Genomic DNA, 23072 nt, shown 5'->3' with positions numbered 1-23072 from the left:
TGATTGCGCCACTTTGCAGCGACCGCGCCACATGACATGGCGCAATCGCGACGAACTGGCGCGATTGGACCCGGCCAGCCCGGGCCGTGCCGGGGCCCGGTCAGCCGAGGTCGGGGGCCTCCAGGCGCACACGGTCGGCGGAGGCGTCGTCCGGCTGCTCCTGCGATGCGCGCTCGGCGGCGACCCGGCGCAGGTAGTAGGCGATCTCGCGCTCGATGCGCTCCTCGTCCCAGCCGAGTTCCGCGCCCATCAGGCGTGCGGCGACCGGCGCGGCCGAGACGCCGCGGTCCCACGCCTCGATCGAGATGCGGGTGCGGCGGGCCAGCACGTCGTCCACGTGCAGGGCCCCCTCGTGAGACGCCGCGTAGACGACCTCGGCGCCGAGGTAGTCGTCTGCGCCCGGCAGCGGCTCGGCCAGCTCAGGACGCACTGCGATGAGGTCGAGCACTTCCTGCGCGAGCGTGCCGTACCGGTTCAGCAGATGCTCGATCCGGGTCACGTGGATGCCCGACTTACGTGCGATCCGTGCTCTGCGGTTCCACGCGGCCCGGTATCCGACCGCGCCGACCAGTGGGATCTCGGCAGTCGCGGATGCCGGCACCTTGCCGTCGAGGGCGCTGGCGGCCGCGTCGATGGCATCCTTCGCCATGACACGGTACGTGGTCCACTTGCCGCCGGCGATCACGACGAGCCCAGGCACGGCATGCGCAACGATGTGTTCGCGCGAGAGCTGCGACGTCTCATCCGACTCGCCGGCCAGCAGCGGGCGCAGCCCCGCGTAGACACCCTCCACGTCTTCGCGGGTCAGCGGGATGCCGATCACCTGGTTCACGTGCTCCAGCAAGTAGTCGATGTCGGCTGCCGTGGCGGCAGGATGTGCCTTGTCGAGGTGCCAGTCGGTGTCGGTGGTGCCGACCAGCCAGTGCCTGCCCCACGGAATGACGAACAGCACGCTCTTCTCGGTGCGCAGCAGCAGGCCGGCCGCCGACTGGAACCGGTCGCGCGGCACCACCAGATGGATGCCCTTGGAGGCGCGCACCTTGAACTTGCCGCGCTCCCCCACCATCGACTGGGTGTCGTCGGTCCAGACGCCGGTGGCGTTGACCACCTGCTTGGCACGAATCTCGAAGACCTCGCCGGTCTCCCGGTCTCTCGCGCGGACGCCGACAACCCGCTCGCCGATCTTGAGGAAGCCCTCCACGCGCATCCGGTTGGCAACGTGCGCGCCATAATGCGCGGCGGTGCGTGCGACGGATGCGGTGTACCTGGCGTCGTCGACCTGCGCGTCGTAGTACGTGATGCCGCCGATGTAGGCATCCGTCGACAGTGACGGCGACAGTTTGCGCACCTGAGTGCGCGTGAGGTGCCTGTGGTGCGGCACGCCCGGCGGCCGCAGACCCGTGTAACTGAACAGGTCGTAGAGGAGCATGCCGGCGCCGATGTAGAGGCGCTCGATCACCGGTCGCCGCAGCGGGTAGAGGAACCGAACGGGCTTCACCAGGTGCGGGGCGAGCTGTTGCAGCAGGAGTCCGCGCTCGATGAGGGCCTCGCGCACGAGCCGGAAGTCGAGCTGCTCGAGGTAACGGATGCCGCCGTGCACGAGTTTCGAGGAGCGGCTCGAGGTGCCGGATGCCCAGTCCCGCTGCTCGAGAAGTCCGACGGTCAGTCCGCGAGTGACGGCGTCGAGCGCCGCGCCGGTGCCGACGATGCCGCCACCGATCACGAGCACGTCGAGCTCTTCGGAGCGCATGGACTCGATGGCATCGGCCCGCTGCTTGGGCCCCAGCTGGGCGGAATGCTCGATGTGTGTGCGTGCGCTCATCGGTGTGATCCGCCTCAGTGGCCCAGGTACGGGGCGACGACGACCTCGACGCGCTGGAATTCCTTGAGGTCGGAGTATCCGGTGGTGGCCATCGAACGGCGCAACGCTCCGACCAGGTTCGCGGTGCCATCGGCGACACGAGCCGGACCGTACAGGATCTCCTCCAGCGTTCCGGTCTGCGCGACTCGCACCCGGTGTCCGCGCGGCAGTTGCGGATGATGCGACTCGGCGCCCCAGTGCCAGCCGCCGCCGGGGGCGTCGGTGGCTCGGGCCAGCGTCGTGCCGAGCATGACGGCATCCGCTCCGCACGCGATGGCCTTGACCACATCGCCCGACGAGCCGAGACCGCCGTCGGCGATGACGTGCACGTAGCGCCCGCCCGACTCGTCGAGGTAGTCGCGGCGTGCGCCGGCGACGTCTGCCACGGCAGTGGCCATGGGCGCGTGGATGCCGAGGGTCGCCCTCGTCGTCGACGCCGCGCCTCCGCCGAACCCGACGAGCACGCCGGCCGCTCCGGTGCGCATGAGGTGCAATGCCGCCGTGTAGGTCGCGGCGCCGCCCACGATCACCGGCACGTCGAGCTCGTAGATGAACTTCTTGAGGTTGAGGGGCTCGACGTTCTTGGAGACATGCTCGGCCGACACCGTGGTGCCGCGGATCACGAACAGGTCGACGCCCGCGTCGACGACCGTCTGGTAGAACTCCTGGGTGCGCTGCGGCGAGAGGGATCCGGCGACAGTGACACCTTCTGTGCGGATCTCGGCGAGGCGCTCCCGGATCAGCTCCGCCTTGATCGGCTCGGCGTAGATCTGCTGCATGCGCTCGGTGGCCGCCTCACTCGGCAGCGACCGGATCTCGGCCAGCACCGGCTCAGGATCGTCGTAGCGGGTCCACACGCCTTCGAGGTCGAGCACGCCGAGCCCGCCGAGCCGTCCCATCATGATCGCGGTCGCCGGGGAGACGACCGAATCCATGGGGGCGGCGAGGATGGGCACGTCGAACGTGTACGCGTCGATCGACCACGAGGTCGAGACGTCTTCCGGGTCACGGGTGCGGCGGCTGGGCACCACTGCCACGTCGTCGAACGCGTAGACACGGCGAGCCCGCTTGGCGCGGCCGATCTCGATCTCCATGGTCACCGCACAAGACTATCGGGGTGCGCAGTGCGGCCGGCGAGGTCGATTCGGCCCGACTTCCTGGCCGAATACGTCACTAACGCCGGCAATAGCAACCGCTCGGGCCATGGATTTCGCGACGTCGCGATGCACGGGTGGCGCAAGCGGCGGCGTCACCACAGGACTGTCAGCGGCGTCACCGCAGTGCGGTCAGGGCGACACCGCAGTGCGGTCAGGGCGACACCGCAGGCCGCCAGGCGTTACCTCGGTGCGGTCAGGCGGATGCCGTCGCGTACCGCCCGGATCGAACGGCGCGCTCCCGGGCCTTCGCCGCCTCCTCCTCACGGTTCTTCGGCGGCGTCGTCGCCACCAGGTCATCGAGAAGGTGCTGCGTGAGGTGTGCGATCTCGTGCACGGCGTGATCGAAGGCTTGCTGATTGGCCTTCGACGGCTTCGTCGTTCCGGCGATCTTGCGCACATACTGCAGCGCGGCCGCCTGCACCTCGTCCGAGGTGGCGGCGGGCTCGAAGTTGTGGAGGGTGTGGATGTTGCGGCACATACCGCGACCATAACTCCGGGCACCGTCAGCGGCACAGGGCTGTACCGAACGTCACACGCCCCTGGCAGGCTGCATTCATGCACCGCGTCGCCGCTCAGAGTCTCGACCTTCTCCGCACGCGCACGAGCGAGAAGTGGACGACATACCCGCCAGACGTGCTGCCGCTGTTCGTCGCGGAGTCGGACTTTCCGCTCGCCGAGCCCGTGGCATCCGCTCTGCACCAGGCGATCGAGCGCTCCGACACGGGGTACATCGGGCACGACGGCGGCGCGGCCGCCGGCGCATTCGCCGGGTCTGCGGAGCGGCGCTGGAGCTGGCGGGTCGATCCGGAGCGGGTGCGCACGACCACCGACGTGAGCGTCGTGATCGTGGAGGCGCTGCGCGCACTGATCCGCCCGGGTGACGGAGTCGTGATCACGCCGCCGGTGTATCCACCGTTCTTCGAGCTGATCCCCGAGGCCGGCGGCCGAGTGGTGGAGACGCCGCTCGCCCGCACCGACGAAGGTGGTTACGAGCTCGACCTCGATGCGATCGATGCCGCACTGGCATCCGGAGCGCGGGCCGTGCTGCTGTGCAGCCCGCACAATCCGCTCGGGCTCGTGCACCCGCGCGAGACCCTCGTAGCTCTCAGCGAGATCGTCGCGCGACACGGCGCAGTCGTCGTGAGCGACGAGATCCACGCGCCGCTGACGCACACCGACGCATCCTTCACGCCGTATCTCACGGTGTCGGAGGCCGCCCGCGAGCACACGATCGCCGCGCATTCCGCGAGCAAGGCGTTCAACCTCGCCGGGCTGAAGTGCGCGATGTTCGTCACGGCGTCCGATCGCATGACCGCGCTCGTGCGGGGTCTGCCGGTCGAGGTCGAGGAGCGTACGAGCATCTTCGGGCGCATCGCGAGCACTGCCGCGTTCGAACGCAGCGACGAATGGCTCGACGGGGTCATCGCCTCGATCGAGCACAATCGGCGTCTGCTCACGCAGTTGCTGGCCGAGCGGATGCCCGCCGTACGCTACCGGGAACCCCGCGCGAGCTACCTCGCCTGGCTTGATTTCACGGATGCCGGCTGGGGCGAGAACCCGGCCGCGATCGCACTGGAGCGCGCGCGGGTCGCCGTGAACAGCGGCCTGACGTTCGGGCAGGAGGGCGCCGGCTTCGCGCGGATGAACATCGCATGCTCACCCGAGGTGCTCACCGAGGCCGTATCGCGGCTGGCCGGCGTGACGCCCTAGCCGCCGTCTCGGTCACGCGGCAGAGGAGTCCGAACGCCCCGCCTGCTCGCCGACGGCTTCCAGAACCGCCTCGCCCATCGCCATTCGTTCCATGATGCCGGCGGCGAGTTCGAGCACTCCCCGCTCGGTGGGCGACAGCTTCTTCAGAGCCTCGGTGAGCCAAACATCGCGCTGAGCGAGGTCGGCGGCGAGCGCCGCGCGGCCGGCGTCTGTGATGGCGAGGATGTGCTCACGGCGATCGGTCTCGCTGCGCTCACGCGAGATGAGCCCCTCGAGTGCGAGTTCGGCGAAGATGCGGGAAAGCGACTGCGGGCGCTGCCGTTCGACCCCGGCGACGACGCCGGCGGGCAGCGGGCCGAGGCGGCTCAACGTTCCGAGAACGCTGAGCTTGTTGCTGCTGAGCGACCCGAGCGCGCGCTCGGTGCGGAGCCGCCGCGCCATGCGCATGATGCCGCGGCGCACTGCCTGCACCGCTTCGGGCACCCGCAGCTTTTCGTTCGGATTCATTAAGCAGTATCGTACTATCTGTTTCCCCATCCTTCCGGCAGGTTGAGCTTGTCGAAGCCCAGCCAACGACCTCCTTCCCGCCGATTGAGCCTGTCGAAACCCCATCACGACCTCCTCTCCCTCCCGCGGGTTGAGCCTGTCGAAACCACATCAACGACCTCAAATGGGCTCCACCGACGGTATGAGCAGACAGAACGTGATCAGAATCACTACGCACATGCGAAGCAACTTGTGGGCACTGGGCCGCAGCCTCGCCGACCCCGGCCTGCTGCGGCTTCGGTCGACCGCCGTCACCTACGCGACGGTGCTGATCAGCGCCGCGATCTCCTGCGTGCCTGCGATTCGGTTCGGCCTCGGGATCTCGATCGTGGTGCTCGCGGTGATGCTCTCGATCAGCTTCACGCCGGAGCGTGCAGGCACGAGCGCACGACAGCGCTCGGTGTCCGTCGTGGCGCTGCCGCTCGTCGGGGTCGCCGCGGGCGGAGTCGGCGCGCTGATGTTCAAGACGCCCCTCATCGGCGACTCTCTGTTCGTGCTCGTACTCTCCGGTGCGATCTGGATCCGCCGATTCGGCCCAGTGGCGACGCGCGTCGGCACTCTGATCGCGCTGCCGTTCATCACCGTGCTGATCGTGCCGGCACCCATCCGGCCCGGCGAAGGCTTCGTGCCGTGGGCGGCCGCGATGGCACTCGTCGTGGCTCTGGTGGCCCTCGCTCTGCAATGGGCGGCGCGGGCATCCGGGGTGCTGCCGCATCCCGCGCCCGGGTCGGTCTCCAGCGGCCGGATGAGCGCGTCGCCGCAACCACGGGCATCCCGCGGCTCGACGATGCGCCCGATCGTCAGCACACGCATGGCTGCGCAGATGGCGGTGACACTGTCGGGCGCGTTCCTCATCGGCCACCTCGTGTTCGGAGAACACTGGTTCTGGGCGGTACTCACCGGCTACGTCGTCGCGAGCGGCAACCGCGGCCGGGGTGACGTGCTGTTCAAGGGCATCCATCGCACGGTCGGCGCCCTCGGCGGCACGGTGCTGGCGACCGTGCTGTCGGCGTTCGCCTCGCACGCGGCAGAGACCGGCCCGACCGCCGGAATGTCGGTGCTCGCCATCGGCGTCATCCTCGCGCTCGGGCTCTGGCTGCGACCGACGGGGTACGGCTGGTGGGCGGCTGCGATGACTGCGATGATCTCGATCCTGCACGAAGTCGAGGGCACCTCCCCCGGGCCCGCAATGCTCGTGCGGCTCGCAGCCATCGTGGTGGCCGGCGCCTTCGCGGTGGCCGTCGCGTGGTGGGTGCTGCCCGTGCACACGGCCGCGGTGATGCGCGGGCGCGTCTCCACCGCACTCGCCGCGCTCACCGACCTGTTGGTGGCGTGCGTCAGGCAACCGGAGCACATCCAGCGCCACCGCGCGGACTTCGATGCCGCGCTCACCGGGCTGCGGCAACTCGGCCCCACCCTTCGGCTGGAGCGCACGGCCCGCCTCTGCAACCGGGACTCGACGCACCGCGCCGACGTCATTCCCGCACTCGAAGCGTGCTGGGAACCGGCCGACGCGATCGCTGCACGGGTGGAGCGCGGGCATCCGTTGTGCGCCGACGAATCGCGCGAGCTCGGCGCGCTGGCTCGCCGGGTCGGGGCGTGCCGCAGGATGCTCGTTGGCGCGCCTGCGCCGGAATCCGCCGACGCGCCGCGCGCGTTCCCCGAACTGCACGCGGCCATCACCGGGCTTGAGGCTCCGCTGTCGCTCATCGCCCGACCGGCCGCATCGCAGCCTTCCTGAGACGGGCGCTCGACCGGCCGAGCCGCAGCCGATACGACCGGAGCGCGAACCCGACTGGCCGCTGTCTCGCGTGGGCACTGGCATCCGCGCCTGGAACCGGGCAGGCTGTGGGCATGGTCGACTACGCGAACCCCCTGCGCCCGAGCGAACGCATCGCCGATCGCGATCGGGCCGAAGCCGTCTCCGCGCTCTCTCAGGCACGCGACGAGGGTCGGCTGACGGCCGACGAGTTCGAGCAGCGGTCCGCCTCGGCTCGGTCCGCCGTGACCTGGGGCGATCTCGCGCCCCTGTTCACCGATCTGCCACGAGCCGCAGCCCCCGTCGCATCCGTTCCCCACGACGACTGGGGCAGGCACTCGCGAGCGCTGGGCGGCGCGTGGGGCGCGACGATCATGTCGTTCATCCCGTTCCTGGCGCTCGGCCTGTTCTTCCTCGGCGGCTTCGTCTTCAACGGCTGGACGTGGAGCTGGCTCTTCTTCCTGCTGGTGCCGGCAGCGGGTGTCATCATCTACGGCCCTGGAGCCGAGTACCGGCGCCGACGGTACTGAGCCGCACACACCCTAAGCTTCTGTGGCGATGAACGTGGACAAGGTCGACCGGGCCATCATCGCGCAGCTCAGCGCGGATTCCCGCCTGTCGGTACGGGCGCTCGCCGAGCGCGTCCATGTGTCGCGCAGCGCCGTCGCGAACCGACTGCAGCGACTCATCGCCGACGGTGTGATCGAGGGATTCGGTGCACGTGTGGACCGCAAGGCGATCGGCCTGCACGTCACGGCGCTCGTCATCGTCAAGGTGGAACGGCAGCCCGGCTGGCAGGATGTCGCCTCCGCACTCTCGGCTCTCCCGTTCGTCGAGTCGGTGCTCGCGGTCAGCGGCGACATCGACTTCGTGATCACCGTGAGTGCACCCGATCACGAGAGCCTGAGCGACGTGATCATGCGGCAGTTGCACGAGGTGGGCGGCGTGGCATCCACCCGCTCGTACATCGTGCTCGAGTCGTGGGACGGCACGGCGCCCGGCATCGCCCGCGACTCCTGGGGTGCGTGAGTACACCGGAGCCCGGTTTCGACAGGCTCGGTTTCGACAGGCTCAACCGGCGAGAACAGGCTCGGTTTCGACAGGCTCAACCCGCGGGAACAGGCTCAACCGGCGGGAACAGGCTCAACCGGCGGGAACAGGCTCAACCGGCAGGAACAGGCTCATGGCATCCCGCAGAAGAATCGAGGCGATCGCAGGCCTGTCTCACTCCGGCGACCGCTCCGACCGTATTCTGATGAGGATGTTCGTTTCTCGGGGGAGGCAGGAACTCATGGCCGACGCACGCGGATGGATTGCCCGGGTCGGCGCCGTGGCAGTCGCGACGATGCTAGTCGCCGGTGGCACGACGATCGGCCTGGAGCCGGCGAACGCGACTACCGACGTCGCTGCGTCGCGCCCCGTCGGCTCGCCGGTCCAGGTTCGGGCGGACGTGCCCGCTCCTCCGGTTCAGCAGTTCAACGCTCCGACGTGCGAAGGGACCACGCCCAACCCGCCTGCGCATGCCGCCGGCCCGGTCCCCGACTTGACAGCGGTCTTCGGTCAACGACTCGTCGACTACAACGCCGGCCACGCCGTGATCCTGTACAGCGACAGCGGCGAGAACGGTGGCCTCACACCGAACTGCGGCGTGACATTCGTCGCAGGCGTCGGCCCTGTTTCACAGTGGATGTATTGCACCGACCGGCTTGAAGCGCTGTGCAACGGCACGGATGCCGACGGCAATCTCACCGAGAGCGGTGTGACCGTTCCCGGGCTCCAGGAACGCCCTGACAACGCACGCCTCACATCCGATCAGCAAAAACTGGTGGCGTACGTGCTCCAACACGATCTCGCGGTCAGCCCGGTGCCGTACGGGCTCGCCCCGGGAGCTGCTCAAGCCTCGAACGCCACCAGTCCCGAGCGGCAGGCGCGCCAGTTCCTCGTATGGTGCATCACGGATCGCTCCTTCTTCGACAATCCGGGCAACCATCTGATCGGTGAATGGTGCGACGCGAACATCGGCACCACGGCCCATCAGCAGTACCTCGCAGCGATGACGTCTGCGCCTGTTCTCTCGATCGCAGCGGAGGCGGCGAAGGTGCAACCGGGGCAACAGGCGCGGTTCGACGTGACGACGAACCTTTACGAGCAACCGATCACCGTCACCTCGAACGCGAGCGATCTTGCCGTGTGCAGCGGCGACGCCACACTCTCCGGTGGAGTGCTCACCGTGGTCGGCACCGATCCGACGAAAACGACGACGATCACGCTCTGCACCACTTCGACCGTGGCGACCACCATCAGCGTGGCCCTCTCCGGCCAGGTGACCAGCCTCGACCAGATCGTCTGGACGCAGTCGCCGGGCGAAGTCCACTCGCAGGCGTGCCAGGTGTACGCGATCCTGCACAGCAGCCCGAAGCAGGTCTCGGCGGCGGCCACGATCGAGTTCGAAGCCATGCTGGCCGAGTCGGGGAGCTCCATTCCGTGGGGCGCTGGCGTCGGCGCACTGGCACTGATCGCTCTCGGAGCAGCAGGAATCGTCGCCGGGCTGCGGCAGACGAACGGCAATGCCGGGACGGGATCCCGAGCCTGACCATCCCGAATCGCACCACCTCACGGGCGACCGAATACCCACACCCTCATCCGTCATGATCGACGGGTACCGGAGGCGAATCGCCGGTCACCCCGCGGCGGGTCGAGCTGCCGGAGGCGGACATCCTGCTCGATCTCTCTCCCTCGGGATGCCTCTGGCGCGGCACTTCTGAGAGACCGCCAGGTCACGGCGCGAGCTTACGCCCGTTCTGTGCGACCGGCGGGGCCGGCTGCGCGGCGGCGGGTATTCGCCGCGGGCACGCAGCCGGCCTGTCGAGTCCCGGGGATCAGTTGCTGCGACGGCGTCTGCGTAGGCGCATGGCCGTCAGGGCGGCGCCGAGGCCGAGCAGCAGCGTGGCGAGCGTGAGGGGCATCGCGAGGTTGCTGCCGGTCGTCGCAAGCCCTGCGCCGGCGAGTGTGGTGCTCGTGGCGCAGACCGGGTCGGTGGAGCCGGTCGGGCAGTTCGCCGGGCTCCCCCCGTCAGGGTCCAACGGTGTCGTCACCACGTTGACGAAGGTGCCGTCGCCGGTGTTGTGTCGATGCACGGTCATCGTGTACGTGATCTGCACCGTCGCACCGATGGGCAGAGCGCCGGTCCAGGACAGGTTCGGCTGCGCGTAGTTCAACACGCCGGCCGTACTGGTGGCGTCGCCGTTGTAATCGGCGTCGTCGAGCACCTTGGTCATGTCGTCGGTCAGCGAGGCCGGGTGGGCGGTGGTGTAGGCGAAGTCACCGGTGTTGGTCACTGTGATCGTGTAGTGGAGCGTACCGCCGGGTTTCACTGTGGAGGCGTCGACCTTCTTCGCCACGTGATAGGCGGCGATCGGGGTGTGCGTCTGGCATGCGGGATCGGTGGAACCGGTCCCGCAGTTGCTCGATACCGCCGCCGGGGCTGTGATCGTGTTGTCCATGGACAGGTTCCCGGTGTCTGGACTGTGCACGGTGACGGAGTACGTGATGGTGACGCTGGCTTTCGACGCGAGACTTCCGTGCCAGGACAGCGTCGGCTTGGTGTAGTCGACGGTGCTCCCGTCAGAGGCCTGCGCGTCGTTGTCGTAGGCCGCATCGGCCAGCACCTTGGTCAGGTCGTCGGTGAACGCTGCCGGATGGGCGCTGGTGTAGTCGCCCGCTCCGACGTTGGTCGCAACGATCGTGTAGTGCACTTTCTGACCGAAGTCGGCGTAGCCGACGTCGACGGTCTTCTTCAGTTGCAGTGCCGGGCCGGGAATGGCGACCGTGCAGCTCGGATCGGTCGAGCCCGCTGCGCAGTTGGTGCCGCCGATAACGGAGTTGCGCAGTTGCTTGTCGCCTGTGTCCGGGGTGTTGACGGTGACCGTGTAGGTGAACGTGGTGGTGGCGCCTACCGCCAGCGGCCCGCTCCACGACAGGGTCGGTGCGCTGTAGCCGATGGTGCTGCCATCGGATGCCGTCGCGTCGTTGTTGTACGTGGCGTCGTCGAGCACGTTGCTGAGGTCGTCGGTGAACGATGCCGGGTGGGCGCTCGTGTACGCCGCTTGCCCGTTGTTGTGCGCAGTGATCGTGTACGTGATCGTCTCACCAGGCTGCACCGTGGTCGTGTTCGCGACCTTGGTGACGACGAACGACTGCACCGGGTGCGTCACAACGCAGTCCGCAGCATCCGCCGAAGCCGGATCGCAGTTGGTGTTCGGCATGGTGACCGAGTTGGTGAGGATGCCGTCACCGGTGTCCGGGTTGTTCACCGTGACGGAGTACGTGATCGTGACGACCTGGCCCGGCGTGAGAAGGGGCCCGCTCCAGGTCAGTTGCTGTGCAGCCGGATCGACGGAGACCGTACCGGGAGCGCCCGCCGCAGTGGTCGCGGTCGCGTCGTTGTTGTACGTCGCATCGTCGGTCACGCCGGCCAATGCGTCGGTCAGCGTCGGTGCAAGGTATGGTGCGACGCTGCCAGCAGGTTCGCTCACGGTGATCGTGTATTGGATCTTCTGCCCGGGCGATACCGCCGAGTCGGCAGGGCTGCTCGATGTCTTGACCACGTGCGGCGCCTGCGGCACCAGCACCCCGGCCGGATCGCTCACCGTGATCTGCGGCGGGCAGGTGCCGCCATCGCAGGGCGGTGTCACCGAGGCTGAGGCGGTGTTCACGGTCGCCCCGACGACCGCAGTCGCGGTGCACTGATGCGATGTCGTGGCACCGGCGGCCAGGCTGGCGACGGTGAAGCTGCACGCGCTGTAGTGGTCATCGACGACCGGAATGTTGGTCAGTGTGCCGGTGCCGACGTTCGTCACCACGATGGCGTAGTGGATGGTGTCGCCCACCGAGTACTGCTGGTAGTCCGCCGTGGTGTTGGCGTCATGCCAGTCCGAGTTCGGTGCCCCCGGAGTGGTGGTCGGGTCTCCGCCCTTCTCGAGCACGTACTTCTTCAGGTCCAGCGCGTAGCAGTCGCCGATCGTCGTGGTGGCCGAGGACAGCATCGGCAATCCGGTGTGCCCCGCGATGGAGTCCGCCGTGTTCACGATCTTCTGTCCCGGCTTGTTGTCCGACGACGCCGGGCTGGCGCAGTCGGCACCGGCCGGGGTGGCGAACGCGATGCGGATCTTCTGCGAGGCGCCAGGTGCGAGCGCCGGTCCGATGACCCTGATCCCGGTCGGTTGCGCCGGTTTGGTCGTCGACCACCCGACGGTGTTTCCGCTGGTGGAGCCCGGCGTGCCGCCGTTGGACGAGGCGCGGGGGTCCTCGCTCAGCGAGGACCGGGTCGCTGTCGTGTAGTACACGGTCGCACCGGGCACTGCCGTGACTGCGGTGATCGAGTAGCCGCCGTCGATGTTCGTACCGTCGGTGTCGCCCTTGGCCGGGAGCACGTCGATGGTGTCGGTGAACGGGTTCGTCACCGGGTCCTGGGAGTCGACCACAAGGTCCCATGCGGATGAGTCGCCATAGAACGACAACACGTTCGCCTCCACCGACTTGCCCAGCGTCGTGGCGCCGTTGTTCGGCACGGTGACGCTCGCGGTGGCCTGCCGTGCCGCCGCGGGCCGATTGTCACCTGGCACATCGACCTCGGCGACATTGGTCAGCACCGTGCCAGGTGCGATCGAACCGTTCGGGTCGGTCTGTGCCTGGTAGACGATGTTCTGAGCTGTGTTCGCAGGAACGCCGGCGAAGGTCCAGGTCAGCACTTGTTGCCCGGTCCCATTGGTGGTGACGGCCGGAGCCGGTGTCCCGGACCCGGCGACGTACGCCATCCCTGCCGGCAAGGTGTCGACGACGGGGAAGGTCTGCGCGGGCGGCGTCGCGACTGTCGAGTCGGCCTCCGCACTCAGGGTGTACGTGACCGGGACGCCGGGCAGGGCGGAGGTGTCTGGTGTGGTCTTGGTGATCACTCCCGTTGCACCTTGGATGCGCATCGCGTCGCGCTGACCGTTCGTGTTGCACGACGGCGCCGCGTAGGTGCAGCCCGGGATCGTGGCGTACACGGTGTTGTTTCCGCTGATGTTGATGTAGTTGTTCAGCGCGGGCCACCCGCCGGGGAAGACCGTACTCGTGTTGTACGACGCGTTGAACGCGCCGACCGTCCACGAATCGGACCCCACGGGCGCCGTCGACGGAACATAGCCCCAGGCTCGCAGCGTGTGGTGCGCCTGCGTGTCGACTGCGGGGTTCCAGGTCATCTTGACCGCCGTGACACCGGCGGGAAGCGTCACGACGCATTTGTCGTCGGAGTAGACCGGCGAGATGTACGCCGACTGGCTCGCACACGACGAGGAGAGACTTGCCTGAGTCCACACGCTGCCCGCCACGCCCACGGGTTCCCCGCATGTCTCGGTCTTCGTGTTGATCGCATCGGTGCGATACCAGATGTGCGCCGAGGTGATGTTCGTGGTCGAGGCGCCGTTCGTTCCGTAGAAGTCGACCTGGGTGAACACGAAGTCGGCCGGGTTGGACAGCATGGTGCACTCGCCGGCCATGTCGGCCCCGCCAGGCCCGGTGTAGGTCGTCCACGCGGTGCTGTCCGCGTTGCTCAACGCCGGAAGCTGGCTGTTCGGGACCGGGGTTCCCGGCTTGCTCGAGGTGCCGGCACCCGGAATCGGGAATGTGGCGCCCTGAGCCGCACCCGGGGCTGCGAAGTAGTTCGCGTCCCACGCCGATCGGCCGACACCGGGGCCTACGGGCGCCCACTGGTCGGCGAACGCTCCCGGCAGCACGAGCGTCGTGTCTGAGGAGTCGTTGGACGTGTTCGTCTCCGGCTGGGTGACGCCGTCGGCGAACGTGAACGGGGTCGGGGTCGCGGCGAAGTCGACACCCGTGCTCTGCGTGATCGCGGCCGCGTAGCTGAAGATCAGCTTGCCTGCGGCGACGAAGTTCGTGGTGGAGGAAATCGCGTTGCCCAGACTGTCGATGGTGGGCACATGCTGAAGCGAATAGTCCAGTCCGGTCAGGGTCACCGTGTACGTCGTGCCGCTGCCGCTGATGGAGCAGGTCGGCGCGTTTGTTCGGTTGGTGTGCGTCGGATCGGAGTACGGGATGCCGGTCGCCTGGGCGCTGTCATCCACTGGCGCGCACCCCTCCCACTGAAGCCCGCTCAGCTGCCCGGCGACGGTCGGGGCGACGTTCAGGGTGAAGGTGTAGCCGGAGGGTCCGGGAATGCTGCCTGCCGTCATGCTCAGCCCGTAGTCGACGATGACGGTCGGACGGTTTCCACCGCTGCGGCTGGGTGCCAACGATTGCTGGTAGTTCTGGTTCGGTGCGCTGATGGCAAGATCCATGCCGTGCGATCCGGTGATCGGCAGAGGCGTCGTGGCCGCCGGCCCTGCCGGAGCGACCGCCGAGTCGGAGGTCACGGTCCCGGACACCGAGAGTTCGGAGCCTGCTGCGCCCGCAGATTTCACCGGCGCCTGGATGACCGATGCCGTCCCCTCCTTGACCGTGCCGAGGTTGCAGAGCAGCTGGGTGCCGTTGCCGGTGATGGCCGATGGCGGTGTGACACCCGTGGTGGCGCACACGGCCGGGATGCTGACGAACACTCCGTTGCTGACGGTCAGCGTTGCACGCACGTCGTCGACCGGGGCATTGGCCGCCGGGTTGTCGGCGTCGTTCGTGTTCACGTGGAACTCCGCGGTGACCGTCGTCCCGTACGGTGCGCTGCTCGGCACCGGCGTTCCCGCCCAGTCGGCAGTGATCTCGTGCTTCGCGGTCGTTGCCGCGAGAGCCGGTGCGGGCTGCGCGAGCAAGAGGATCACCATCGCGACGGTCATCGTGCTGAGGCAGGCGGCCAGCCAGTGCCGTCGACCATTCCACCAGCCCGAGGAAAGCAGCCCACGATCATCCAGGCCCATCGGACCCCCCTTAGAGCAATGCGCATACCCGAAAGAGGCGCGTCCGAGCGGGACGACCTCGCGCGCAGGCAGACCCCCACCTGCACCCTGTGACAGCAGAGAGCCACCGGCGAGCCTCATTCTGTTACCGGCAGAGGCTCCGGATCGGGCGAAGCAGCGGAATTCATCGGGCCCTCATCGGGGTAAACACGAACGCACCGGTCTTGCACCAGACCAAGGCCCCGCCGCTTCATCGGGGCTTCATCGGGGCTTCATCGGGGCCCGCACTTCAGCGGCCCGGTGCGGTATATCTGATCCAGACGTACGGAGAGAGGTGGCGGAATCACCCTTCGTCGTCGACGAGGTTTCGGGAGACCTTCCATGCAGATCGGCAATCCGCGACTCAGCGCAAGCACGGCAGACGAGTGATGCCAACACCCGGTGCGGTGATCATCCCCCGGCCACGTTTGCTGAAGAGCCCCGATGACGGGGCCGCGGTGCATCTGCTTCGCGCGCCGACCGGATACGGGAAGAGTGTTCTGGTACGGCAGTGGCTCGCGGAGATGGACGCCGGCGGGCGTCAGATCGCCGTGCTCCGGGTGCGCCCAGGGGAGGGCGACCGCGACGGATTCTGGATCGCGCTGGTCGACGCGCTGACCGACGCCGGCATCCCGCTTCCGACCATGGCGAACAGCCGAACCCCGCAATCGCTGGCGGCCCGGATGATCTCCACGGCCGGTCACCGCCTGACGCTGTGGATCGACAATTTCGAGAACGTCACCGTCACCGGTGTGGACGAGGCGCTCACCGACTTGGCAGCGCACGTCCCCGACTTCCGGCTCATCGTGAGCATGCGAAGCTTCCGCAGCTTCGCGCCGTACGCTCTCCGCGGGGTTCCGGCGATCACGCTCGCCCCGCGCGATCTGCTGTTCACGCAGGAGGAGATCGCCACCCTGTTCCGCTCGGCCGGAGTCGAGGCGGCGGACGGACTCGCGGCGACCGTCAACGCCGCGATCGGCGGATGGCCGGCCATGGTGCAGATGCTCGTCGACGAGATCAACCGAGCCACGCCCCACGATCTCACCGCAGTGATCGAGCAGGTCGCCTCGAACTGGCTCCGTGACCTCGTGCCGAGGATCCCGAGCCCAGAGCTCATCGAGTTCGCCCTGGCCACCTCCGTTCCCGAGAGCATCAGTGTCGAGACGGCCCACCTCGTCTTTCCCGACCCGTCTGCGACCGCCCTCCTGGAACGCCTCGTCGCGACCGGGCTGCTCGTTCCGGAACGTTCGGGAATCGCTACCGAATACCGGTGGACCTTGACGGTACGCAAGATTCTGCGCGCCGAGCTCGAACGGCGAGATCCCGCAAGGCTGCGGACGCTGAGCGAACGCCTCGGCCATTGGGCCGCGAAGCACGGACAGCCCGCCGTGGCACTGGCTCACGCGATCGCGGCCGAGAACTGGAGCCTGGTCGTCGCGGTCATCGATCGGCACTGGCGGACGCTGCTGCGCAACCACCATGACGCGCTCAACTCCGCACTGCTCGCCACACCCACGGAAGAGTTCTTCAGGGCTCCCGAGGCGACCCCTTCCCGGGCCATCCGCAGTGTTCTCCTGCACGAGGACGAGCCCAGCATCGGCGCGGATGTTCTCCCAGCCCTCCCGGAGCAGCTGGCAGAACTCGGAGCGAACCGAGGCGCCCCCGCAGCAATCAACGCAGCGCTGGCCAACCTGCTTGCGCTGCGAACCTCCGCACGATGGACGGAGGCGATCGAGCTCGGCGACCGCGTCGTGACGGTGGCAGAGAGCGCGCGCTCCGCCCAGCCCGGCGCGGTCGCCGAGCTCTACCCCTCCGTGCAGTTCTACGCCGGCGAGACATCCCTCATCGTCGGCGACCTCCGCACTGCGGTGAACAGATTCGAACGAGCGTTCCGCCGATCCGGCGACAGCGCGGCCCGCCACATGGAGGCGGACGCGGCCGCGAAACTCGCACTGGCCCACGCTGCGCACGGCAATGTTCCGGCAGCGACCAGCTGGCTCCGACGCCACGAGGAGAGCATCGAGACCCGACCGATCGCCACCTGGCTCGCTCCCTTCATTCATGCCTCGTATCACGCGGCACAAGCCATCGTCGCCACCGACAGACTCGATATCGTCCGAGCGTCGGCAGCCACGGCCTTTCTCCACGAGAACGTTCTGCCCAGCACCCTTTCGATGTACGAGCTGTACGCGCACTCGCTTCTGGCATTGAGCACAGGGAGCGCGGCCGATGTGCTCGAGACGCTCAAACGGGTCGATGCCGCCCAGGGCACCCTCACCCGCGCCGACCCGTTCCTGACGCTGACAACCCTGATCGAAGCGGACGCCCATCTCGCCCTCGGGCACGGGAACGAGGCTCGCAGGCTCCTCAACGGGCCCGGCCAGCACCACGCGCTCCTGCAAACCACCCGTGCCCGACTCGCACTGCTCTCCGGCGAAACGGCCGAAGCCCTCCGTCTCGCGAAAAGCTCTCACTGGGCACTCCACGCCACCCGACGCCACAGGCTCGAGATGCTTCTCATCAAAGCCGTCGCCGCCCACCGCGAAGGCGAAAACGAGCTCGCTGTCAGCTCCCTCGGAAGTGCCGCGAATGCAGCCACGCACTCGGGCATGCTGCGCCCCTTCACCACGGTCCCCCGACCCGACATCGTGGCACTCGCGCCAGATCTCGCCCCGGCGCAACGATCACTGATCATGGCGTCTCTCCGTTCAGGGCAAGCGCTCTATCCGGAGCGCATCGCCATCGTCAGACTCACGCCCCGGGAACAGCAGGTCCTCGACCGTATCAACGCAGGGCAATCGATCCAGCAGGCCGCCGTCGCTCTCCAACGCACCTACAGCACCGTCCGAACTCAACAGCGAAGCCTGTACCGAAAGCTCCAGGCCACCAACCGCTCGGAAGCGATAGCGCGAGCCAGACAGGCCGGCCTGATCCCGCCGGCGTGATCGTCGCTGTCCGTCGGCGCTGGAGCTCGACGGGCACGAACACCCGCTCACCGGGTGGACGAATGGCTTGTTCCGCCACCTTGCCCGCGCCCGATCGTCGCGATCCGCGGCACCACATCTGCCGTCTGAATCGACGTGAATGGATGCCCGCCCGACGGTCGCCGCGGCGGCCCACGATGGAAGGGTGAGCGACGACGAAGTCACCGGTGGTGCGCGCCCTGCGGCGACGCGGCATCCATCCGCACACCCTGCCGCGCCGACCGTCGAGCCGATCCGCCTGATCGACGAGCACGGGAGACGAGCCGGGGACGACCGGGCCGCGGGATTCGAGTTGCCGGATGCGGGCATCCTGCTCGATCTTTACCGCCGTATGGTTCTGGCACGGCGTTTCGACGTGCAGGTGAGCGCCCTCACCAGACAGGGCAGACTCGCCACCTACCCCAGCGCTCTCGGCCAGGAGGCGTGCGAGATCGGCGCGACCGCGGCACTGGCCGACGCGGACTGGCTGTTCCCGACGTACCGCGACTCGATCGCGCTGCTCACCAGAGGTGTGCAGCCGATTCAGGTGCTGTCGTTCTTCCGCGGTGACTGGCACTCGGCGTTCGACCCGGCAGAGCACAACGTCGCGCCGCAGGTCACCCCGCTGGCGACGCAGGCGGTGCACGCCGTCGGGTTCGCCATGGCCGCCAAGTTGCGTGGCGAGCCGACCGCGACGCTCACCTTTCTCGGTGACGGTGCCACCAGCGAGGGCGACGCGCACGAGGCGTTCAACTTCGCCGCCGTGTGGCAGACGCCGACGGTGTTCGTCATCCAGAACAACGGCTACGCGATCAGCGTTCCGTTCGCCAAGCAGTCGCATGCTCGCACCCTGGCCGACAAGGCGATCGGCTACGGCATGCCCGGCCGCTTCGTCGACGGCAACGACGTCTCCGCGGTCTACGCAGTGGTGGCGGATTCCCTCGCCCGCGCCCGCCGCGGCGAGGGACCCACCCTGATCGAGGGCCTCACCTACCGCATGGAGGCGCACACCAACTCCGACGACCCCACCCGCTACCGCACCGACGACGAGGTCGAGCGGTGGCGGGTGCTCGATCCGATCAGCCGCCTCGAGTCGTACCTCAGCGTCGAGGACGTGCTCACCGATGGGCTCCGCGCGGAGATCGCGGATGCCGCCGAACAGCTCGCGGCGTCGACGCGGGAGGCGATGAACGAGTCCCCCCACCTGGATCCACTCGAGCTCTTCGATCACGTGTACGCGTTGCCGCGTGCGGCGCTGGCGGAGCAGCGGGCGTATCTGGCTGACGAGCTCGCGGCATCCGGATCGCCGCTGGCGTCTGCCGCCGACGAGACGAGGAGCAGGTCATGACGATCGCACATCACACGGATGCCCCGGCCCGCGCGACCAGCCGGGCGCCGGCATCCCTCACCCTCGCCGGCGCGCTGAACGCCGCGCTCGCCGATGCGCTGGCCGAGGATCCGCGCGTCGTCGTCTTCGGCGAGGATGTCGGCCCGCTCGGCGGCGTCTTCCGGGTCACGGACGGCCTCGCGGAGCGGTTCGGCGAGACGCGCGTGTGGGACTCGCCGCTGGCCGAGGCCGGCATCGTGGGAACCGCGATCGGCATGGCGATGAACGGCATGCGGCCGGTCGTCGAGCTGCAGTTCGACGCGTTCAGCTATCCGGCGTTCGAGCAGATCACGTCGCACCTGGCCAAGATGCGCAACCGCACGAAGGGACGCGTTCAGCTGCCGGTCGTGATCCGCATTCCGTACGCAGGCGGCATCGGCGGCGTCGAGCACCACTCCGACTCCTCCGAGGCGTACTGGACCCACACGCCCGGCCTCACCGTCGTCACACCGTCGAACCCGACCGACGCGCACTGGATGCTCCGCCAGGCCATCGCCAGCGACGACCCGATCATCTTCCTCGAGCCGAAGAGCCGTTACTGGATGAAGGACGCCGTCGACCGCGAGCATCCGCCGGCTCCGCTGGACCGGGCCAGGGTCGTCCGCACCGGCACCGACGTGACGCTCATGGCATACGGGCCGACCGTGAAGACCGCTCTGGATGCTGCCGAGCTCGCCGAGCTCGAGGACCTCTCCGTCGAGGTGATCGATCTGAGGACCCTGTCGCCGTTCGACGACGAGACGGTCGGGGCATCCGTGCTCAAGACGTCACGGGCGGCCGTGATCCACGAGGCGGCGCAGTTCGGCGGCTACGGCGCTGAGGTCGCAGCGCGGGTCACCGAGCGCAACTTCTTCCACCTGGCTGCACCGGTTCTGCGCATCACAGGGTTCGACATCCCGTACCCGTCGCCGAAGCTCGAGGAGTACTACCTGCCGACGGCGGAGCGGGTGCTCGCGGCGCTCGACACGTGGGAGTGGTGAGCGCGATGGCGCAGAACGAGAACTCGGGAATGCGTTCCGAGCACTTCCTGCTGCCGGACCTCGGCGAGGGCCTCACCGAGGCGACCATCGTGTCGTGGCTGGTGCAGCCGGGAGACGTTGTCACGATCGACCAGCCCGTCGTCGAGGTGGAGTCGGCGAAGTCCATCACCGAGCTGCCCTCTCCGTACGCGGGGCGTGTCGAGCGGTTGCACGCGGCGGTCGGCGACGCGGTGCACAAGGACGACCCGCTCGTCACGATCGATGCGACCGCGACGACTCCCGCAGGTGTTCCGGTGTCCGAGGGCTCGACCCCGGCCGCGGCGTCGCCTCACGAGGCACCGGCGGACGCCGCATCGACGGAGACGGCGGAGCTGGTGCCGGGCACGGCGCTCCGCGCAGAAACCGGAGGGGATGCCGGTGCCGGGCACGGCGCATCCGGCGCGGTACTGGCGGGGTACGGCATCAGCGAGTCGACGCGCACGTTCGCGCGCCCGGCCGGCGGCCGGTTCGGGCGCGGTCGCCGTCAGCACACCGGTGCGACGACACGCTCGCCCGTGGTTTCTCCGATCGTGCGAAAACTGGCGCACGACAACGGTTTCGATGCGTCTCGGCTCAGCGGAAGCGGTCCCCGCTCCCTCGTGATGCGGGAGGACGTCGAGAAGGAGATCGCAGCACGCAAGGGGGTGCCGCCCGTGGCGGGTGGCGACGGAACGCGGAACGGGCCGGCACCGAGCGGCGGCGGTCGGGCATCCGACGTGCGCATCCCGATCGTCGGCGTGCGCAAGATCGTGGCGGACCACCTCACGCACTCACGGCAGACGATTCCGGACGCGACGATCTGGCTCGACGTCGACGCCACCGAGCTGGTGCGCGCCAAGGAGCGTCTCGCCGAGAGCACCGGCGAGCGGTATGGCGTCACGGCGCTCACCGCGCGGTTCGTCGTCGCCGGGCTGCAGCGGTTCCCGGTGTTGAACTCCTCAGTGGATGAGACAGCGGGCGAGATCGTGCAGCACTCGGCGATCAACCTAGGGCTCGCCGCCCAGACGGGGCGCGGGCTCATGGTGCCCGTCGTGCACGACGCTCAGGCGATGACGCTCAACCGCCTGCGGGATGCCGTCGCGGACCTCACCGAGCACGCGAAGGCAGGCGACTACCCGCCCTCCGCACTGACCGGCGGCACGTTCACGCTGAACAACTACGGTTCGCTCGGCGTCGACGGATCCTCGCCCATCATCAACCACCCCGAGGTCGCGATGCTCGGACTCGGCCGCCTGATGGAGCGTCCGTGGGTCGTCAACGGTGGACTCGCGGTGCGCACGGTGACCACGCTCTCCCTCGTGTTCGATCACCGCGTGTGCGACGGCGACGTGGCATCCGGGTTCATCACGTACGTCGCACGATGCATACAGGAGCCGCTTCTCGCCCTGACCGAGCTGTGACGACGCACCTAGACGAACCGGACGTCGAGCTCGGGAAACCGGGTGAAGCCCTTGTCCGCCGTGATCAGCGGCAGATCGCGCGAGTGCGCGTGACCGGCGATCAGAGCATCCTTCTGCCTGATCGCCGTGCGGGGTACCGCAGTCAGTCGCCCGTACCCATCGGAGGCCGCTCGGTCGAAGCTCGCCCAGAATCCCGGAACGGCATCCAAAAGACGCAACAGCTCGCGACGAGCGGATGCCTGTCGGCCCCGGGCCGCGTCGGCTTCGAGGATGAGGCGGGCGCCTCCCGCGGGCGGATGCGCGGGCCGAGACATCGCGCAAGGCTTGCGGCATGACACTCTTCCGATTCGGCGCGGTGACCGGCATGCACGGCGACGCCCGCGCCTGGGGCGAAACCGCACGGCGCCTGGAGACGCTCGGCTTCTCGGCCCTGCTCGTTCCCGACACTCTGTTCACGCCCTCGCCGTTCCTCGCGCTCACGGCGGCCGCGGCGGCGACCTCGACGCTGCGGCTGGGCACCTGGGTGCTCAATGCGCCGTTGCGCGTGCCTGCAGAGACCGTGCGCGAGTCGCGCACCATCGTGGAGCTCTCGGACGGCCGCTTCGAGCTGGGTCTCGGCGCCGGGCGGCCGCAGGGCGAGCAAGACGCCGTGGCCCTCGGCCGACGATGGGGAACGCCGGGCGAACGCGTCGACCGTGTTGAGGCGACGGTCGACGCGGTGCGGGCGGCGTTCGGCGACGAGCTTCCGATCACGCTGGCTGCAGGCGGTGCACGGATGCTGCGCATCGCCGGGCGCAGCGCTCACACGGTGGCGCTGCCGCTGGCCCCGACGGCGACGGTGAGCGACGTGGCGGCAGCGGTCGACCGGCTGCGGGCATCCACTCCGGAGCATCGGCGACCGCCGGTACTGTCGCTGCAGGTCTCAGGTGTGGGCGAGGAGGTGCCGGAGTGGATGAGGCGCAGCACCGGCGTCACGCCCGAAGCGCTGCGCGATGCGGGCGCTGTCGGCCTGCTCTCCGGCGACACCTCCCGTGACGCGGATGCGCTCCTCGCGTTGCGCGAGGCGACGGGCGTCTCGTTCATCACGGTCTCCGACGAGTTCTCCGAACGGCTCGCCCCGCTCGTGGCCGCGCTCAGCGGGCGCTGACACGTCTCCCCACTCCGTGGGGTCTCCGCCGATCGGGCGGACGATGGGCCGATCGGGCGGACGATGGGCCGATCGGGCGGTCGATGGAGGGACGGCACGATCCACCGGTTCATCCGCCCATCGGCCGATGAGCACGAGGCGACGCTTGGCGAGGCTGGATTGCAGGTCCGAATCGGGCCCTCAGTCCCACGGCGGGTG

The 23072-nt window shown here is 68.6% G+C and carries 16 protein-coding genes; 10 read left to right on the top strand and 6 right to left on the bottom strand.

The genetic code is table 11. The features are described 5' to 3' along the window. Positions 1 to 100: 100 nt before the first annotated feature. From ACYVDK_RS07870 to ACYVDK_RS07860, 3 genes are all read right to left on the bottom strand, one after another. Positions 101 to 1822: a glycerol-3-phosphate dehydrogenase/oxidase gene (locus ACYVDK_RS07870; RefSeq protein WP_460520389.1), complete on the bottom strand. Its 1722-nt coding sequence runs from the start codon at positions 1820 to 1822 to the stop codon at positions 101 to 103. 14 nt (positions 1823 to 1836) lie between these two features. Next, the gene (locus tag ACYVDK_RS07865) at positions 1837 to 2955 is read right to left on the bottom strand and encodes a GuaB3 family IMP dehydrogenase-related protein (RefSeq protein ID WP_460520764.1); all 1119 of its coding nucleotides are present in this window, start codon (positions 2953 to 2955) and stop codon (positions 1837 to 1839) included. Positions 2956 to 3211: 256 nt separating this feature from the next. Then, positions 3212 to 3496 carry a DUF2277 domain-containing protein gene (locus tag ACYVDK_RS07860; protein ID WP_460520387.1) on the bottom strand — a complete coding sequence of 95 codons (285 nt, stop codon included), beginning with the start codon at positions 3494 to 3496 and terminating at the stop codon, positions 3212 to 3214. A gap of 77 nt (positions 3497 to 3573) precedes the next feature. Here ACYVDK_RS07860 and ACYVDK_RS07855 point away from each other — a divergent pair, with 77 nt between their 5' ends. After that, positions 3574 to 4728, top strand: coding sequence for a MalY/PatB family protein (locus tag ACYVDK_RS07855; RefSeq protein WP_460520384.1), 1155 nt, complete (start codon positions 3574 to 3576; stop codon positions 4726 to 4728). Positions 4729 to 4740: 12 nt separating this feature from the next. On the opposite strand, the gene ACYVDK_RS07850 is transcribed toward ACYVDK_RS07855, so the two are convergent. Then, complete coding sequence (locus tag ACYVDK_RS07850) at positions 4741 to 5235, bottom strand: MarR family winged helix-turn-helix transcriptional regulator (RefSeq protein ID WP_460520381.1); 495 nt, start codon at positions 5233 to 5235, stop codon at positions 4741 to 4743. A 217-nt stretch (positions 5236 to 5452) separates the two neighbouring features. Between ACYVDK_RS07850 and ACYVDK_RS07845 the strand changes: the two genes are divergently transcribed. From ACYVDK_RS07845 to ACYVDK_RS07830, 4 genes are all read left to right on the top strand, one after another. Further along, positions 5453 to 7015: an FUSC family protein gene (locus ACYVDK_RS07845; RefSeq protein WP_460520378.1), complete on the top strand. Its 1563-nt coding sequence runs from the start codon at positions 5453 to 5455 to the stop codon at positions 7013 to 7015. A gap of 113 nt (positions 7016 to 7128) precedes the next feature. Beyond that, positions 7129 to 7563, top strand: a complete 435-nt coding sequence (locus tag ACYVDK_RS07840; RefSeq protein ID WP_460520375.1) for a DUF1707 SHOCT-like domain-containing protein — start codon at positions 7129 to 7131, stop codon at positions 7561 to 7563. 28 nt (positions 7564 to 7591) lie between these two features. After that, positions 7592 to 8062, top strand: coding sequence for an Lrp/AsnC family transcriptional regulator (locus ACYVDK_RS07835; RefSeq protein ID WP_460520372.1), 471 nt, complete (start codon positions 7592 to 7594; stop codon positions 8060 to 8062). 262 nt (positions 8063 to 8324) lie between these two features. Continuing rightward, the gene (locus ACYVDK_RS07830; protein WP_460520369.1) at positions 8325 to 9626 is read left to right on the top strand and encodes a hypothetical protein; all 1302 of its coding nucleotides are present in this window, start codon (positions 8325 to 8327) and stop codon (positions 9624 to 9626) included. A 286-nt stretch (positions 9627 to 9912) separates the two neighbouring features. On the opposite strand, the gene ACYVDK_RS07825 is transcribed toward ACYVDK_RS07830, so the two are convergent. After that, complete coding sequence (locus tag ACYVDK_RS07825) at positions 9913 to 14940, bottom strand: DUF7927 domain-containing protein (RefSeq protein ID WP_460520366.1); 5028 nt, start codon at positions 14938 to 14940, stop codon at positions 9913 to 9915. A 407-nt stretch (positions 14941 to 15347) separates the two neighbouring features. On the opposite strand from ACYVDK_RS07825, the gene ACYVDK_RS07820 reads away from it, so the two are divergent. From ACYVDK_RS07820 to ACYVDK_RS07805, 4 genes are all read left to right on the top strand, one after another. Then, positions 15348 to 17903, top strand: coding sequence for a helix-turn-helix transcriptional regulator (locus ACYVDK_RS07820; protein ID WP_460520364.1), 2556 nt, complete (start codon positions 15348 to 15350; stop codon positions 17901 to 17903). 184 nt (positions 17904 to 18087) lie between these two features. Further along, entirely contained in the window at positions 18088 to 19269 is a 1182-nt protein-coding gene (gene pdhA / locus ACYVDK_RS07815; RefSeq protein ID WP_460520361.1) for a pyruvate dehydrogenase (acetyl-transferring) E1 component subunit alpha, read from the top strand. Next, entirely contained in the window at positions 19266 to 20288 is a 1023-nt protein-coding gene (locus ACYVDK_RS07810) for an alpha-ketoacid dehydrogenase subunit beta (RefSeq protein ID WP_460520358.1), read from the top strand. The genes pdhA and ACYVDK_RS07810 overlap by 4 nt, the downstream gene beginning before the upstream one ends. 5 nt (positions 20289 to 20293) lie before the next feature. Continuing rightward, positions 20294 to 21727: a dihydrolipoamide acetyltransferase family protein gene (locus tag ACYVDK_RS07805; RefSeq protein WP_460520355.1), complete on the top strand. Its 1434-nt coding sequence runs from the start codon at positions 20294 to 20296 to the stop codon at positions 21725 to 21727. Between the two features lie 8 nt (positions 21728 to 21735). Here the strand turns inward: ACYVDK_RS07805 and ACYVDK_RS07800 are convergent, their stop codons facing one another. After that, positions 21736 to 22041, bottom strand: coding sequence for a type II toxin-antitoxin system VapC family toxin (locus ACYVDK_RS07800; protein WP_460520352.1), 306 nt, complete (start codon positions 22039 to 22041; stop codon positions 21736 to 21738). A gap of 17 nt (positions 22042 to 22058) precedes the next feature. On the opposite strand from ACYVDK_RS07800, the gene ACYVDK_RS07795 reads away from it, so the two are divergent. Further along, positions 22059 to 22874: an LLM class oxidoreductase gene (locus ACYVDK_RS07795; RefSeq protein ID WP_460520349.1), complete on the top strand. Its 816-nt coding sequence runs from the start codon at positions 22059 to 22061 to the stop codon at positions 22872 to 22874. The last annotated feature ends 198 nt before the right edge of the window (positions 22875 to 23072 follow it).

It is taken from the genome of Humibacter antri, from assembly GCF_054777235.1.
The sequence above is the reverse complement of the archived record's forward strand: the minus strand, read 5'-3'. Positions and strand labels throughout refer to the sequence as shown.